The following is a 16,919-nucleotide window of genomic DNA, read 5'->3' as shown; positions in this document are numbered from 1 at the left end:
AAAACTCGCCCCTCCTGCGTCGGGACTCAAACAGTTTTTCGCTTAACCCGCCTCCGCTTCCGCAAAATCGGGATTTCAATAAGGCCTTTTTCGCATTGCTAAGACATTTCTACTATAAATAAATGCTTTAGAACAGTTTCATTTGGTTGGATGACCCTCTTTCAAGTAGGTCTATCCGTCACACACAAAAAACAAAAACATGCCTCGCATACTTGTCATAGGAAGTTCAAATACCGATATGGTGGTCAAAACTGCCCGTTTTCCGCAGCCAGGAGAGACCATCATTGGCGGTGACTTTTACCTGTTTCCAGGTGGAAAAGGCGCCAATCAAGCGGTAGCTGCTGCGCGCATTGGTGGCATGGTGGATCTGGTGGCCAAGGTCGGCAACGATGTTTTTGGCGGCCAGGCCGTCGAAGGCTTTGTTCATGAAGGCATCAATGTGGAATACGTGCAGACCGATCCTGCTCTGGCTTCGGGCGTTGCCCTGATCACGGTCAATGCCGAAGGGGAAAACGAAATCGTAGTTGCCCCTGGAGCGAATGCAGCGCTGAGTCCTGCCGATCTAGATCTGGCCAATGCGGCATTTGAAGCTGCCGACTTGATTCTGATGCAACTCGAAACGCCAATCGAAACCGTACTCTACGCTGCGCAAAAAGCCCATGCCCTGGGCAAACCATTTGTGCTCAATCCAGCTCCTGCTCAGGTGCTGCCAGATGAATTGTACCCACTTTTGTCGTTGATCACGCCCAACGAAACCGAAGCAGCATTGCTGACCGGGTTGTCTTTGGACGACGATGCCTCCTTGCCTCGGGTGGCCGAAGCCCTTCTGAGCAAAGGCGTAGCCAACGTGATCATCACGCTGGGCGCAAAAGGTGCCTATTTCCATAATGCCGATGCGTATTTTCAGGTGGCTGCTCCGGTAGTCACTGCGGTGGATACGACCGCAGCTGGCGATGTATTCAATGGAGCATTGGTGGTGGCTTTGGCCGAGGGACTGGATTGGTTGCCCGCCATCGATTTTGCTTGTCGGGCGGGTGCTATTGCGGTAACGCGGATGGGGGCGCAGGCTTCAGCGCCGTATAAGGAGGAGTTGATGCCCTGAGTTTACGAGATCTCCAGGATTTCAATGCTGCGGTTTTGAAATACAATTTTGTCGCCAATGCGTTTGTGAAGCAGCGCCTGTCCCAAGGGCGCTGCCGCAGAAAGCACAAATACGGTTTGGTTATCCAGTAACATTTTGCCCAAGCTCACGCTCAAGTAGTATTGGCCTTCATTGGTTTGTACCAGGCTGCCGGGTTGAATCTGGGAAGGGGTTATGGTTGGGTCTAAAAGCTCCAGTTGCCGACGGAGTTCCTTGGCCTGGTCCAATTGATCAGCATGTTTGTCTTTTTCCTGCTGCATCATGGCGCGACTGGTTTCGTACTTGTCACCAGCGCTGCTCTTGGTTTCCTGGTTGGCCGATTCCTGGATGTCTTCCATGGCTTTTTGAGCAAGGACGATGCGTTGGTCGATGCGATTGAGGCAGGCTTGATGTAAGGCAGTTTTGAAGGCGATCATAAAATTTGATAATTCATAAACCCAATCATGTCAATAGCAGACAACCTTTCACCGGGCATCCCCATGAAAAGTCTTCCAACTGTGCCAGAATTCCTGATATGCTGGCACTTTTTTGAGGTCAGCCACTTCTGGATCAAATGATTTGCCCAGCCAGTTGTACATGTGCTTGTCTCCGATCAGCGTATCGTTTTGCAAATGGAATGAAGTGCCATTGGGGCGTTCAAATGCGACGAAACTTTTGCCATCCAGGGCAAGGGCCAGTACGATGGGGGTGTTGCCAACTTTGCCATTGATGATTCTTTTTTTCTTCAAGGCATTCCAATCAAAAGCCTTGCTGGCCTGGCCAATTTTAATGCCAATGACCCAGGATTTTTCGCGCCAGGAAAGCGTATCGGTGCGGGTGAGTTCGCCTTTTTTATTGCCGTTTTCGTAATTTTTTTGGTATTGGTATTCTTCCGCATAAGTGGAATCTGGCTGCATGATTTTGCTATTGGGGTGGTACTTTAGCCATTGCTTGAGGGTCATTTGATTGAATGGCATTTCGGGCAAAACCTTTCCTTTGAGGGGGCCGGCAATGGCTTCGCCATTTTCTTGTCGCCACCAGGATTTGCTGTGTCCATCTTCAAACATGGCGTTGAAATGATCCATTCCAACCAGGCGGAAAGTTTCGTTTTGCCCATCAATTTTGGGTTCAAACACCCGCCCGGTGCGACACACGTTGCAGTAGGTTACCATGATGGGTTGCCCACCCACTTCGTCACGTACCTGATGGTGATAGGCCATGTACTGAATCGGGTAAGCGCTGGCAGCCCCGCCGTAGCTCACGCCCAAAACGAGTCGTTTCAGTTCCACCTTATTTTTTTCAATCGTCTGCATGCTCAATTTTGGTTGCACAAACATGCGCTCGGCAGTCATCTCAAAATTGAATTGGTAGGTGACAAAACCCCAAATCAACACAGCAATCAGGGGCAACCAAAGTCGGGTAAATTTAGCCTGCCAAAAGGCTATGGCGGCAAGCGCAAGCAAAGAGAGCCGGAATAACCAGCGCCAGGAGTTCAAAAAATAAGCCAAATCGATGCTGTCCATGCGCTGACTGCCCGGCATCGGCATGATGAAATAGACATTGGCAATTTCAAACAAGACAAGGAGAAAGATGGAAATATAGAAGAGCTTTTTCACCTGGATCGATTTTATAACCAAAAATAGCAAAAGTGGATTTAAGATGGGTTTTATTTCTCGCAGATTTGACACAGATGGATGCGCAGATTTAAATTTTAGGCAAAAAAAAATCGCGGAGCAGTTCAACTGTTCCGCGATTTTTACCCAAATTGGGTTCGTTGTCTTACAAATGCTTCAACAACTCCGCTTCGATATTTGCGGCTCCCCGTACTTCGGTAGATACGATCAAACCTTCTTTGTTGATCATGAATGCGCGAGGAATGCCTTGCACACCGTACTGCGCAGCAGGAGCCGCATTCCAATGTTTCAGGTCACTCACATGGTAGGGCCAGCTCAAGTTGTCAGCCTGAATGGCCTGAATCCAGGCCTCCTTACCGCGTAGGCGGGCTTCGCTGATTTGAGCAGGAGTAGCACCAGCAGCCTGACGATCGTCAAAACCATCCAGTGAAACACTGAAAATGGTGAATCCTTTGTCTTTGTATTTGTTGTAAATCGCTACAACGTTGGGGTTTTCACCCCGGCAAGGGCCACACCAGCTTGCCCAAAAGTCGAGCAATACCACTTTGCCTTTCAGGTCAGAGAGGCGGTATTTCTTGCCACTTGGGCTAGGCAGATCGATATCTGGAGCAGGTTTGCCGATTTGAACCACCTGATTACTTTGTTCTGCAACGTACTGGGCTTCCATCGAGGCCAAAAATTCGGAATAAGAAGTGGCAAGATCTGAATTGGGATCTGCCTGTTGCAGCTTTTCGAGTGCCTTCTTCTGAATTGGCAAATAAGGGCCGGAGTTGCCAAACACCATATAGGCCAAAAAGGCACCCAAATAAGGGCTTTTGGTGGTATCAATAAAGGTGGTCACGTCATTGGCCGACATTTGGCGTTCCATGAGGCTCTTGGCACAGGTGGCCAACAATTTGGAATCTTTGGACCCCGTGATCTCAACGGCGTAATCCTGGAACGTGTTCAGGTCTCCATTTACAGTGACCAATTTTTCAGAACCATCCATGACCAGATTGATGCGTTTGGCACCAATCCGCAGGTTGTAAATGCCGGGTTTCAAGCCTTCGGCGAAATTGATTTTGTAACTGCCATCGGCGCCAATATCGGCTTTGTCCATGACGGTGCTGGCGCGGCCAATCACAACTTGATCAACAAAAACCTGTAAGTTTTCAGCACCTTTAATGGTTCCAGAGATGGTAGTCCCTTTGGGGGTACAGCTCCAGATGCCCAACAACAATAAGGCAAGAGATGCAATTTGAAGGAAGCGGTTCATGCGATTGATTTTAGATTATATAGCATTTTCCATTTTTTGACCCAAGGTATGGTCATAGATGGCTTTCCATTCGTTCAGCGTGCCGTAGTCTTCGCCGTCCACTAGAACGCGTTTTCCGGTTACTTCGCCGATTCTGGTAAAAGGAATATTGTGTGTATTCAGGTAGTTGACCAGATCGTCTTCTTTATCCGCAGTACAAGTGATCACAATCCTGCTTTGACTTTCACTGAAAAGGTACACATCCTTGCGGAAGTTGTCATCGGTTTCTGCTTCAAAGCCGATATTGCCCGCCATAGCTGATTCTAGCAAGGTAGTGAACAGACCACCTTCAGATACGTCATGGGCAGATTCGATCAAGCGACGGCGAATCAATTTACCCAAATTCAACTGGATGTGAAATTCTTCATCCAGGTCGATGGTAGGTGCTGGCGAAAGTAGCACCTTGTGTACCAAACGCAGGTATTCCGAGCAGTTGATGTCGTTTTGAGGCGTACCGATCATGTAAATCAAATGGCCTTCTTTTTTGAAACTCAAGGTCATCTGGTACTTCACATCTTCCAAAATACCCAGCATCCCGATAGTGGGCGTAGGGAAAATGGGTTCGGTGCGGTCGCCTAATACCGACTGGTTGTAAAAACTCACGTTTCCACCCGTAACAGGCGTATCAAATTTACGGCAAGCATCGCCCATGCCTTTGATCACGTTGACAAATTGCCAGTATACTTCGGGGTTTTTAGGGCTCCCGAAATTCAAGCAGTTTGTGATGGCAACGGGTGTTCCTCCTGAGCAAACGATGTTTCGGGCTGCTTCTGCTACTGCAATCACCGCGCCAGTATAAGGGTCAGCGTGAACATAAGTCGAGTTGCAATCTACCGTAAGGGCCAATGCTTTATTGGTGCCTTTTATGCGTACCAGTGATGCATCCGAGGGTGCATTGGTCCCCATGTTGTTGGTGCGCACCATGGAGTCGTACTGCTCATAAATCCAGCGCTTGGAAACGATATTGGGCGAAGAGAACACCGTCCGGGCAACCTTCTTGAGGTCTTTGGGTTGGTTGATGTTCTTGCTGTTGAATTTATTGACCTGATCAATGTATTTTGGCTTCTGGTATTCGGGCTGGTAAACGGGGGCACCACCACCCAAAACCAGGGGATCGGCGGGTACATCGGCCACCAATTCGCCTTCGTAATAGAACTCCAGGTGTCCGGTATCGGTTACTTCGCCGATTTGGGCACATTCCAGATCCCATTTTTCAAATGCGTCTACTACCAAATGCTCCTGGCCTTTGTGCACACAAATGAGCATGCGCTCCTGGCTTTCGGAAAGCAAAATCTCCCAGGCTTTCATGTTGGCCTGGCGGGTAGGTACTTTGCTCAGGTCAATGTGCATGCCGCATTTGCCTTTGGCACTCATCTCTGAGGTAGAGCAGGTGATGCCTGCTGCACCCATGTCTTGCATGCCGACTACCGCGCCAGTTTTGATGACTTCAAGGGTTGCTTCCAGCAGCAGTTTTTCCTGAAAAGGGTCGCCTACCTGTACTGCTGGCAAGTCTTCAGCAGAGTCTTCGGTCAAATCAGCAGAGGCGAATGTAGCGCCGTGGATGCCGTCTTTGCCCGTAGCCGAACCAACGATAAAGATGGGGTTGCCTACCCCTTCAGCGATTGCAGAAATGGTTTGACCCACTTTGACAATCCCTACCGACATGGCATTGACCAGGATGTTTTGGTTGTAGCAATCGTTGAAGTAAACCTCGCCACCTACTGTAGGTACGCCAAAGGAGTTGCCATAATCGCCAATTCCTTTTACGACCCCCTTGATCAGGTGCTGGGTATGTGCCGCATCCAAATTGCCAAAACGCAACGAGTTGAGTGCTGCAATGGGACGAGCACCCATGGTAAATATATCGCGGTGAATGCCCCCAACCCCAGTCGCTGCACCTTGATAAGGCTCGATGGCAGAAGGGTGATTGTGGGATTCAATTTTAAATGCGCAAGCCAGGCCTTCGCCAATGTCAACCAATCCGGCATTTTCTTCACCAGCCCCAACCAAAAGACGTTTGCCGTCGCGGGGTAATGTTTTGAGCCAATGGATCGAATGTTTGTACGAGCAATGTTCAGACCACATGACCGAGAAGATGCTCAACTCGGTAAAATTGGGGGTTCGCCCCATGATTTTGACAATTCGGTCAAACTCTTCTTCAGTAAGTCCCAGATTTTGGGCTACCTGGGTATTAATTTCCGGTTCAGATACGTGCTGCATCAGCAATTGGGTTTAAAAGTGCAAAGATAAAAACCAGGGGGTGCAAATCGCTATGCGGCTGTTTAATTTTTTCAGCGAAGCTAAAAAGAAGCCATAAAGTAAGCCAAAGTAAGTTCATTTTGCTTTTTGACGCAAATGCCCCTCTAAATTGGCGTAAATTTTTATTTTTTGTTTTAAAAAATGTTTTTATTTTTGTTATTGTTTAAAATTAAAAAACATTTTCATCAAAATCCTATTTGACATGAAGTTACTGAAAAGATTTTTATTGGTAATCGGCATCCTGATTGCCGCCTTTCTGATTGCCGCCCTTTTTATCAAGAAGGACTTTGCGATTGTGCGGGAAATCAGCATCAACAAACCCAAAGCAGAGGTGTTTGCCTACCTGAAATCCCTGAAAAATCAAGAAAACTGGAGTACCTGGACTCAAGCAGACCCGGATATGAAAATGGCCTACCGCGGCACCGATGGCGAGGTGGGTTCGGTTGCAATATGGGAAAGCAAAATGATGGGCGATGGCGAGCAGGAAGTGCTAAAAATTGCGGAAGGCAAACGGATCGATGCAGAACTGCGCTTCAAAGGCATGATGGGTTCAATATCTCCGGCCTACCTGGAGACAGTGGCCATCAATGATTCTACCACCCAGGTGAAATGGGGGATGAGCGGCAAGATGACTTACCCTATGAATTTCATGCAGGTGTTCATGAGCATGGATGACATGATCGGAACGGAATACCAAAAGTCTTTGGCGAAGTTGAAGGAGGTATTGGAGAAATAAGGGTATGCTTTTTCTTTACAGCGCCTTCGGCTCTGATGGAGAAACTTAAATGGGAACGCTGATGACGCAGATTAGGCGGATTATCGCAGATAAAATCCGTGTAAATCCGCTCAATCCGCGTCATCAGCGTTCCCATTTATGTCGCTTTTGTGCTTGGTATAAATTATTTTCCAAAACTGATCGACTGGGCCATTTTCTGCGCCTTCAACGCCATTTCCGTTGCAAGGAAACAATGCGCTTGTGGCATCGCGGTTTCGGTGCGGTTGAGTACATCGTCTACGAAAAGGGTACCAAAGGGAAGTGGCTCATCTTTGCAATCGATGTAACGTGTTTCTTTTTGATTCACCAGGTACAAATTGTTTCCGGCATCAGATTTGGCGATGTCGATGTTTTTGCGGATTTCGATGTAGCCATCGGTGCCCAGGATGGTCAGGCGGCCATCGCCCCAGGTTTTTAGTCCATCGGGGGTAAACCAATCCACGCGGATATAGCCCGTACCTTTATCACCTTTGATCATCACATCGCCAAAGTCTTCAAATTTGGGATATTGGGGATGATTGACATTGCCTACTTGCGCCGCCACAATTTCCGCTTGGGTAGAACCCGTAAAGAAAAGAAACTGGTCAAACTGGTGAGAAGCAATATCGGTGATGATGCCGCCATAGTATTTGGTGTCAAAAAACCAGTCGGGTCGGGAGCTGAGGCTCATGCGGTGCGGGCCCATGCCGATGGTTTGAATCACTTTACCAATCGCGCCCGCTTTGACCAACTCGCCCGCCTTGACCGTTGCGCGGTTTTCGTGGCGCTCGCTGTACATGATGGAGTAGATGCGCTTGGTGGCCTGTTGGGTAGCGCGTACGGCTTTCAGTTGCTCGAGGGAAGTAATGCCGGGTTTGTCTACCAGGTAATCCTTGCCGTGCTTCATCACTTCGATGCCCAGCGGTGCGCGTTCAATGGGAATACCCGAACTGAGGATGAGTTGGGTGCTCTGGTCTTCCAGGATTTCTTTCTGGTTGGCGGCTATTTTAGCCTCTGGGTACCTTTTGGCAAAAGCGGCAACGAGGTCTGGCTCTTTGGCATAAAAGGAAACCAGTTGCCCACCACCTCGGGTCACGGCATCCACCATGCCATAAATATGGCCGTGGTTGATGTTGATGACCGAGAATTTGATGCGTGGTTCTGCAACTGAATGGGCAAAACTTGTTTGGGGCAGCGAAGAGAGAATTGCTATTCCGGTTGCAGTAGTGGCAGTTTCTTTCAAGAAACGGCGACGGTTGAAAAGGGTGTTTTTCATTGGCGATGGTTTGATGTTTGTTTATAGAAAACTGATTCTAACTTGCTAAAAAAACTCGCAGGTTGAACAACGAATTTAGGGAATGATAAATAAAAATTTAATTTTAAATAAAAAAATATAAAACAATACGAATCTGAATACATTTTTAAAAAATCCTCAGCTCATTTTCATCAAACCCAATTCCCTCTTGAAAATCTCCACAAATCTACCTACTTTTCACCAATTGTAATTTTTCCCACAAAACCGATTGACAAATGCGTCCCCAAATTCTGTTTTTGCTCTGCCTGCCCTTGTGGTTGGGTGGTCAGATTGCGCCTATTGGGTATTATCCATTTGAAGGCAGCGCAGATGATAATAGTACCACCCGCAACAATGCGCTGATCTTTGGCAATCCGCGCTGTGTACCCGGCATTCGCGGCTCGGCTTATCAACTGGATGGCGTTGGCGATTATTTTGAAATTCCCAACGTTGGTGTGATCAATGGCTTGACCAGCGAATTTACCTTTGCCTGCTGGATTTTTCCCACCGCGCTGGACGGGAACACCGTCTCTATCCTGACCAAATCCGATACCAAACCGCTCACTGCTCCTTTCAATGTTGCCTACCAGGGTGGATCTCTGATTCCCTATGTGCGGTATACGGCGCCCGGATTGATCCCCACGGCCTATCAGAACTTTGTGATGGGTGCCCCTTTTGCGATTCAGCTCAATCAATGGAATTTTGTAGTCTGGCGCTTCAACCGGGGCAAACTGGATATTTTTCTGAATGGTAAATTGGTCATCAGCCTGACTTTGCCCATGACTGCCGTTCGCCAAAACAATTCTCCTATCGTTTTGGGACGAGATGAACCCGGCACCACCGAGTATTTCATTGGCATCATGGATGAGTTTTACATTTTCAACAAAAGCATCTCGGATCAGCAATTGCTTGATTTGTACAATTCTTACACGTTACCTGAAAAAATTGCCCAACCCGTCACCATCTGTCAAGGAGAAGTGTACCGCAAACGCGGCACCGCTGGTTTATACGCAGATACCATTCGGACAAGTAAGGGTTGTGACAGCGTTAGCTATTTTCAATTGACCGTCAATCCCAGTCCGCGGGTGACCGTGGATACTGCAATTTGTGCCGGGCAAAGTGCCTTTGGATATACCTACGCCAATACCTACACCGATGTTTTTAAGACAAAACTGGGCTGCGACAGTACCCGCATCCTGAATTTAAAAGTAAAACCAAATTCTTCCTCTAATATCATTCGCGGCATTTGTGTGGGGCAATCTTATGAAGGTTACTCAAAAGCAGGCATTTATACAGATGTGCTAAAAAATGCAGTGGGTTGCGACAGCGTACGCACCATCCAGTTGTTGGTATTCAGGCCAGATACCGTCACCATTGATCGCACCATTTGTGTAGGCGGCCAGGTAGAGGGGTATCGAATCAGCGGGGTTTACCGCGATACCTATAGAAACGTGCGCGGCTGTGATAGTCTGCGCATTTTGAGATTAAAAGTACTCCAGCCCGATTCAGTAGTACTCAATGTTCGGATCTGCCAGGGAGCGAGTTTTGCGGGTTACCGCAGTACGGGCAATTATACCGATCGATTCAAAGGCAGCGATGGTTGTGACAGCATCCGTATTTTGCGTTTAGCCGTGGCGCCTCCGCTATTGACCCAAAGCCTCAAGGTAATCTGCGCGGGTGAGCAATTCGGAGGACACCGCAGCAGCGGAATATACCGGGATTCTTTTCAGACCAAAGCAGGTTGTGATAGCTTTCAAGTCACTCAATTGGTTGTGATGGATCCGGTAAAATCTAGCAGCAATGCCACTATTTGCAAGGGTGCAAGCATAGAGGGCTATGCTACTCCGGGTACTTATGTGGATACCCTGGTTGCGAGATCGGGTTGCGACAGCATTCGCACCTTGATCTTGAGTCAGGCCAGTGCCATCCCTTTTTCTTTGAATAAAACCATTTGCAAAGGCGCTGTTTTTGCGGGCTATTCCACACCGGGTACTTATCGGGATACCTTATTTGCGCGTGGCCCCGGGTGTGATAGTGTGCGAACCCTGATCCTGCAGGTGGTGGAAATCTCCAATTTGCAGGAGGAGGTGAGTATTTGCGCGGGCGGCAATTACGAAGGCTATACCCAATCCGGAGTCTATACCAAAACCATCAAACGCCCTGGGCTTTGCGACAGCGTGTACACCTTAAAGCTCAATGTTGGAGCGGTATATGTACCCAACGCTTTCTCTCCAGACGGAGACAAAATCAACGACACTTTTAAGGTACTGGCAGGGGAGGGGAGCAAAGTGGAAGTGCTTCGCTTTTACATCCGCGACCGTTACGGCAACCTGGTTTTTGAAGGAAAAGATTTGGACAGCGAATGGGATGGAACCTTCCGGGGGCAAAAAGCCAATCTCGGCCTTTATTTTTATGCCATCGAACTGGATTGTGGCGGCAAGCGCTCGGTCTTGAATGGGGGAGTGAACCTGATCCGTTAAAGGTTTTGGGTTTCCACAATTAAACACTCAGGGGCGATAAAAAAATAAGTGATCATTTTTCCAGAGGATTAGATAAGTAAACGTTTCATTTCAAGTGTCTTATATAATCCTCAGGCTCAGAAAAAATGATCACTTATTTTTGCCCCACTACTTAGGTGAAATTGTGGAAACCCAAAATTTAAACCTTACTCTTTCACAATTTTCACAGTCTCCGTTCCCAAATCGCCCAGGTTGATTCGGACGAAATAGAATCCGCGCGGCAGATCATCGAAACTGATGCCATCGAGGATGGTGCCAGCACTCACTTTTTTGCTGGAATGCAGGCGGCCATCTGCGTTAAAAAGTTCAAGGATGATATCGCTAGTGGGTTGTTGCAGAAATTGGATCACCAGGCGGTCTTTTACCGGATTGGGGTAAATGTTGAACAAATCGTCGGGTTCTACGCCCACTTTGGTATTGGCCAATTTGGACAAGGCTTCGCCGCCAAAAGTGGTGTTGACCATGCGTACCCGATAGATATTGATACCTTTCAGAGCCGTATAGTCGATGTATTCGTATTCCTGGTTGTTGTTCTTAAGTCGGATTGGTGCTTTGACTGTACCAATCAAACCAAACTGTTTGGCGTCGTTGGAGCGTTGCACGTCGAAGGTATAATTTTGGCCATCGTTGAAAATAGCCCAATTGAGCCTTACCGTTTGACTGTTCATTGGTACAGCGTCCAATCCAAAACTATTGATGCCACCACCACATACGGTTGGGTTATCGGATACAGACAAGAATGTTGTGAAACTACCCACGCAGTTGTTTTCTGAAACCGTGAGGGTCACCCCGAACCGACCAGGCCCAACAAAACTAACCGTAGCTACTTTGCCGTAAGCCACCCTTGGTGTAACCCCGAGGTCGAAATCCCAGCGTACCCCAGGGAATTCGCTTCCCGTTTCAATGCGCAATACTGCGTTGTCTTTGGCGCAAAACCCGGTTGGACTCTTCCAGTCGATTTTCACATCATTGCCCACCTCAATTTTGACTACATTGTTTTCGATGTAAGGACAACCGCCCTTGATGCGCACACAACGGGCAAAATAAGTGGTGGTTTGTAGTGGCCCTGGGTCGTAAACGGGCGCATTTGAATTGGGGATCGGATCAAAAAAGGCATTGTCGAAGCGCGGACTGCTCACTGATTTCATCCAGAGGTACTCCACTTCGCCTACACCACCGGTGGGGGAAACAAGGTTGACCAAGGGCGCCGGATCAATTCCGGGAGCGCACAGCCGTTGATCGTAACCGATTACGCCTGCACTGGTCACATTGATACAGGGTTTGATTAGGCCTGCGTCAACGGTTAAGTCGATTTGACCTTCTGCCAGATCAATGATGTTGGTCATCAAGGAAGTAGAATCATAGTCGCTGTCTATTCGATCATCAATTCCAGCATTGGATTTGCCCAATACGAATCCTGGAGGCAAAATAATGGTCATTTTGTATTTGCCCGCCGGGCCAGTATACAAGTATTTTCCATTGGCATCTGTAACGATGGTATCTGGTGTGGTAAACCCACCCTTGGGTACGACCAATACGATTATTTTTACCCCAGGAATCCCAGGTTCACCTGGATCCTGAATGCCGTTTTGGTTCAAGTCATGCCACACAAAATCTCCGATGACTGCGCGGCAGTTGGTACGGGTAATCACAATGAGTCGGCGCAAAACGGCCTCGCATTCTTCGGTGTTGTTGGGAGACAAGCGGGCAATCAATTCATACGTGCCAGGAGGCAATGTCGCGGGATTGATGCGGGTTACGGGTTGGCCATTGAGCGTAAACGAAATTTCTCCAGGCGTTGAACTCGTTGCCACCAAATCAAACGCTGCTGCATTCACGCAGAAAGTATCTCTGGCATTGGACAAACGGGCAATTCTGAGGGTTGGATAAGCGCAGGTGTTCTGAAAAATCATCGTATCTACCCCATTGGTAATTTTCATGCGGTATCCTTGACCATCCAGGTGTTTGAAAGTCAAGGAGAAGACCCCTGGAGTTGAAGTGGCTAGGGTAACACCTGTGTTTAAAGGTATGGGTAAAGCAGGTGGGTTTGCACTGTCGTCTCGGTATACCCCTCTGACACTGGTGATGCGCCAGGTTTCGCCTGGGATTGCATCGATGGTGATCGTTTCACGGAATTGTCCAGTTCCGGCATCCACCGCATTGTTCAAACAGCGACAGGTGCCGAGTGTACTTCCTTTGGGCCCAAAAGTTACCCCTGCATCCCAGATCAGGTTGCTGCTGCCGGGCGCTACACAGATGGTGTCGGTCATGTAACTAAATGGGTCACAATCGCTGTCGATGGCGTCATTGCTGCCAACATTTGCCTGGGTTGGCCGCAGGGTATCGGGTATACCAAAGGTAACCCTATAACAACCCGGGTTTACCGCAAAATAGTATTTTCCGTTAGCATTGGTCGTCGTGACCGCCATCTCCGGGCCGTTGATGGTATCCATGCGGTTCAGTTTTACTTTGATCCCCGGTATTCCCGGTTCACCAGCATCCATGAGGCCATTTTCATTCCGGTCAAACCAAACCATGTCGCCAATCAGTGCTTTGCTGGGCGCTAAAGCCACGCTACAGTTTGTGGTACATCCCAGTGCATCGGTTACCGTCACCGAATAGTTTCCGCTGCTCAGGTTGGTGGTGGCTGAAGTCCTGGCACCATTGCTCCAGATATAAGTAAAGGGCGCTGTGCCTCCATTTATGCTCACTTCGGCCTCGCCATCCATGGCACCTGGAATACTGACGGCTTTAATGATTCTGACTTGGCAAAGCAGGACACCTGGATCAGTGACCCTGAACGTATCGATTACCTCGCATTCACGCGCATCGGTTACGGTTACGGTGTATTTCCCTCCGCTCAAAGCAGTTATCGCGGAAGTCGTTGCGCCATTGCTCCAATTGAAAGAATAGGGCATGGTACCTCCGCTGGGGGTACAACGTGCTGCTCCACTTAAAGGTGTAGCGCAGAGGAGTCCATTTCCACTCATGATGGCACGCAGTACCGCTGGTTGCACGATGACAAAACTGCTGTCGTTGCTGCAATTGTTTTGATCAGCCACAGTGACCGTATAGGTTCCTGGAGCGAGGTTATTGACTATTGAGGTGGTGTTGCCATTGCTCCAGTTGTAGCGTAAGACACCAGTACCGCCCGTTGCTGTGAGCGCTATCCGGCCATTGTTGTCACCAAAGCAGTTGACATCCGATACAGAAGCGGAAAGACTTATGCCTGAATTGAGACTGATTTGACCGCTGAAAGGTTTTACACAACCATTCGCATCTGTAACGGTCACTGCATAATTGCCTGGCGTCAGATTCTGTAAAGCAGAGGTGGTTGCCCCATTGCTCCATTTATAAGTATAAGGAGTAGTGCCGCCGGAAACACTAATTTGGCCACTGCCAGTTGGGGTATTGCTGCAAAGGAAATTGGTCAAAGTCAGCGTACCCGTTACTCCAGGAGGATCCAGGAGGGTAGCAGATGACTGCACGACACAGGCTTTGGCGTCGCGCACCATAATGCCATAGGTACCCGGAGCCAAAGTATCGATGATCTGGGTACGTTTCCCATTGTTCCAGATATAGGTGTAAGGAGAGGTGCCACCATTTACCAATGCAGTGATGCGCCCATTTTTCAGCCCATTACAAGTGATTTGCTGGGTTTGCAGGGTCAGTACCATGCTGGGGGGCTCCGTTATTGTGGCTACGCCAAATTTTTGGCAGCCATTGCGGTCGGTTACCGTAACCCGGTAAGTTCCACTTGCCAGGTTGGTTATGGAGTCCGTGGTTGCCGCATTGCTCCACAAGTACTTATAGGGGGCAATGCCGCCAGTAGCAGTTACTTTTGCTTTGCCCGAGCTTGCTCCACAAGTAGGGTTATTGGTAGAGGCAACGTTGATGGTAATTGCAGTTGCAGCCCTTACGATTACATCTGCGGTTTTTTGACAGCCTTTGCCATCACTGACGGTAATGCGGTAAGTACCCGGAGCCAGTCTACTCAAGGTATTGGTCGACCCGCCTACGGCCCAGTTGAAACTCAAAGGCTGAATCCCTCCATTAGCTTCCACCAGCGCAAATCCATCGTTGTTGCCTGGACAGGTTTCGGGAACTCCGGCTGGAAGGAGACTCAGGTTGGATCCCGGCACCAGCGTGCTCGATGAATTGGTCGTACACCCCCTGGAATCGGTGGCCGTAACGGTGTAAGTGCTTGCGGTTAAAGCTGTAATGGCGGTAGTTGTTGCGCCAGTATTCCAACGGTAAAGAAAACCACCGTTTCCTCCAGTAGCAATGGCGGTAATGGCTCCGTTGGCATCTCCCGAACACAATGGTTGGGTGGGGGTCAGGGTTATTTGGATGGGTGACTTGTTGACAACGGTGGTGGTAGCAATTTCCGTACAGCCTCCAGCATCTACCACCGTCACCGAATAATTTCCCGCTTTAAGGTTGCTGATGGTCGAAGTGGTTGCGCCATTGCTCCAGGTATAAAAATAAGGTGCTGTGCCGCCTGAAGCGCTTACACTGGCCCTGCCATCATCTACTCCAGGGCAACTGATGGCCTGAGAACTGACATCCAAAAACATTGGATTGATCGAAACCGTAAAACAGGCAATTCGACCACAAAGCTTGGAGTCGGTGACAGTTACACAATACTTTCCAGGAAGGGAAGCTTGATAGGTTCGTCCAGGCACCATCCCATCCCAGGTATAGGTATACGGTGGGAATCCACCGCTTCCTGTAGCCGTTATGGTGGCAGGGGAGGTGCAGCTTTGGGACTCGAAACTAACACTGACCCGCTCAGGATCACTGAGGGTTGCAGTACCGCTGATGCTGCGATTGGCTGCATCGGTAACTGTTACAGAATAACTACCCGCAAGAACATTGCTGAGCTCATTTGTAGTAGCCCCATTTGACCATTTGTATGCATAAGGGCTGGTACCACCGCTGGACGTCACCAAAATTCTGCTTCCAACCCCCAGTCCTGCACAGATTGGGTTGGTAAGATCAAAATTGAGGGTGATTTGGGCAAATGCTGCGGTGCTGAATCCACTGATGGCCATGCAGCAAACCAGCAACAGCAGTTTAATCGGTTCGCTATTGTTTCGGGATAAAACAGCGGTTGGTCTTTTGAACATTGGATTAAAATTTGTTAGCAATGAAAATAGAGTGATCCCGGTCGTGTGGATACCACACAACGAGGCCAATGCTGAAGACTGAAAAAATGGGTAGGATACTATTACTGGATGAAGAAGTAATAAAATGAAATGATTCCTAAAATGTAGTTATGGCTTTATGTGCAGCAAATAAACGAAATATTCTTGATATGAACAAAGCTTTGGGGCGATAAAAAAATAAGTGATCATTTTGCGAGAGGATTAAATGAGTAAACGTTTCATTTCAAGTGTCTTATTTAATCCTCTGGCTCAGGAAAATGATCACTTATTTTTGCCCACTACTATGGCGGAGATATTGGAAGTTTTTTTTAATGTTGTTTTTCCAAAAAAAAGTCGCACTACTCAGTTGCAGTACGACCAACTACTAACAAATTATAATCCCATGAATATACTTCTTAGATCAATTAACGAATTTAAGACAAAGCCTTAATACTCTAGTTAATTAAACCTGGATTTTTTAGTTTTATTTTGCAGAATTCCAAAAAATAACAACTTACCTTTGGAGCTGGTTCAGATTTGCTTAAAAAAAAATAAGTCGCGCTGAATGAGCGCGACTTACTGCATATAATCCCATGAACTTTAAAAAATAATCTTTTCCCTAGTGGGTATATTTTGAGTGAAAACACTTCGAGTTGGTGGGGAAAGGTTTGCATAGTAAGTCAGACTTTATCCCTAAACCTGACTTACTATTTTCGCAAACAAAGATCCCATAATGCATATCCAAAATTTGTACCCGATTCATTCATCGGCTACGTTCGTTTGACAATACAAATATGGGGCAAAGAACAGGGGCTTACAAGGACAAAATAAGCGTATTGTGAGAAAAATAAAAAACATAATTAGCTTAAAAATTCAATAAAAAAGGGCGATTTTTAGT

General features: G+C 47.9%; 9 protein-coding genes. 3 read left to right on the top strand and 6 right to left on the bottom strand.

Annotation, left to right across the window (positions count from 1 at the left end; genetic code table 11):
• Positions 1-199: 199 nt before the first annotated feature.
• Entirely contained in the window at positions 200-1,102 is a 903-nt protein-coding gene (rbsK, locus tag ABW391_RS19825) for a ribokinase (RefSeq protein WP_353483648.1), read from the top strand.
• 2 nt (positions 1,103-1,104) lie between these two features.
• Here rbsK and ABW391_RS19820 read toward each other — a convergent pair whose 3' ends face one another.
• The 4 genes from ABW391_RS19820 to purL form a co-directional block, all read right to left on the bottom strand.
• Entirely contained in the window at positions 1,105-1,557 is a 453-nt protein-coding gene (locus ABW391_RS19820; protein ID WP_353483647.1) for a 3-oxoacyl-ACP synthase, read from the bottom strand.
• A 48-nt stretch (positions 1,558-1,605) separates the two neighbouring features.
• The gene (locus ABW391_RS19815) at positions 1,606-2,736 is read right to left on the bottom strand and encodes a DUF3179 domain-containing (seleno)protein (RefSeq protein WP_353483646.1); all 1,131 of its coding nucleotides are present in this window, start codon (positions 2,734-2,736) and stop codon (positions 1,606-1,608) included.
• Positions 2,737-2,899: 163 nt separating this feature from the next.
• Positions 2,900-4,009, bottom strand: coding sequence for a peroxiredoxin family protein (locus ABW391_RS19810; RefSeq protein ID WP_353483645.1), 1,110 nt, complete (start codon positions 4,007-4,009; stop codon positions 2,900-2,902).
• Positions 4,010-4,024: 15 nt separating this feature from the next.
• Positions 4,025-6,268 (bottom strand): phosphoribosylformylglycinamidine synthase subunit PurL, encoded by a 2,244-nt coding sequence (gene purL, locus ABW391_RS19805; protein ID WP_353483644.1) that lies wholly within the window; start codon positions 6,266-6,268, stop codon positions 4,025-4,027.
• A gap of 241 nt (positions 6,269-6,509) precedes the next feature.
• Between purL and ABW391_RS19800 the strand changes: the two genes are divergently transcribed.
• Positions 6,510-7,043, top strand: a complete 534-nt coding sequence (locus ABW391_RS19800) for an SRPBCC family protein (RefSeq protein ID WP_353483643.1) — start codon at positions 6,510-6,512, stop codon at positions 7,041-7,043.
• A 163-nt stretch (positions 7,044-7,206) separates the two neighbouring features.
• Here the strand turns inward: ABW391_RS19800 and ABW391_RS19795 are convergent, their stop codons facing one another.
• A complete protein-coding gene (locus tag ABW391_RS19795; protein ID WP_353483642.1) occupies positions 7,207-8,337 on the bottom strand; it encodes a Gfo/Idh/MocA family protein in 1,131 nt (376 codons plus the stop codon).
• Between the two features lie 254 nt (positions 8,338-8,591).
• Here ABW391_RS19795 and ABW391_RS19790 point away from each other — a divergent pair, with 254 nt between their 5' ends.
• Positions 8,592-10,835, top strand: coding sequence for a LamG-like jellyroll fold domain-containing protein (locus ABW391_RS19790; protein WP_353483641.1), 2,244 nt, complete (start codon positions 8,592-8,594; stop codon positions 10,833-10,835).
• A gap of 185 nt (positions 10,836-11,020) precedes the next feature.
• On the opposite strand, the gene ABW391_RS19785 is transcribed toward ABW391_RS19790, so the two are convergent.
• A complete protein-coding gene (locus ABW391_RS19785) occupies positions 11,021-16,003 on the bottom strand; it encodes an SdrD B-like domain-containing protein (RefSeq protein ID WP_353483640.1) in 4,983 nt (1,660 codons plus the stop codon).
• Positions 16,004-16,919: the final 916 nt, after the last annotated feature.

This window comes from Haliscomenobacter sp. (genome assembly GCF_040403615.1).
Taxonomy (GTDB): Bacteria; Bacteroidota; Bacteroidia; order Chitinophagales; family Saprospiraceae; genus Haliscomenobacter.
This window is presented reverse-complemented; position numbering and strand designations above follow the sequence as displayed.

What these genes read in the sequence shown, in the direction of transcription:
- rbsK (WP_353483648.1), top strand. Translation starts at nt 200, where the DNA reads ATGCCTCGCATACTTGTCATAGGAAGTTCAAATACCGATATGGTGGTC.
- ABW391_RS19820 (WP_353483647.1), bottom strand. Translation starts at nt 1,557, where the DNA reads ATGATCGCCTTCAAAACTGCCTTACATCAAGCCTGCCTCAATCGCATC.
- ABW391_RS19810 (WP_353483645.1), bottom strand. Translation starts at nt 4,009, where the DNA reads ATGAACCGCTTCCTTCAAATTGCATCTCTTGCCTTATTGTTGTTGGGC.
- purL (WP_353483644.1), bottom strand. Translation starts at nt 6,268, where the DNA reads ATGCAGCACGTATCTGAACCGGAAATTAATACCCAGGTAGCCCAAAAT.
- ABW391_RS19800 (WP_353483643.1), top strand. Translation starts at nt 6,510, where the DNA reads ATGAAGTTACTGAAAAGATTTTTATTGGTAATCGGCATCCTGATTGCC.
- ABW391_RS19795 (WP_353483642.1), bottom strand. Translation starts at nt 8,337, where the DNA reads ATGAAAAACACCCTTTTCAACCGTCGCCGTTTCTTGAAAGAAACTGCC.
- ABW391_RS19790 (WP_353483641.1), top strand. Translation starts at nt 8,592, where the DNA reads ATGCGTCCCCAAATTCTGTTTTTGCTCTGCCTGCCCTTGTGGTTGGGT.
- ABW391_RS19785 (WP_353483640.1), bottom strand. Translation starts at nt 16,003, where the DNA reads ATGTTCAAAAGACCAACCGCTGTTTTATCCCGAAACAATAGCGAACCG.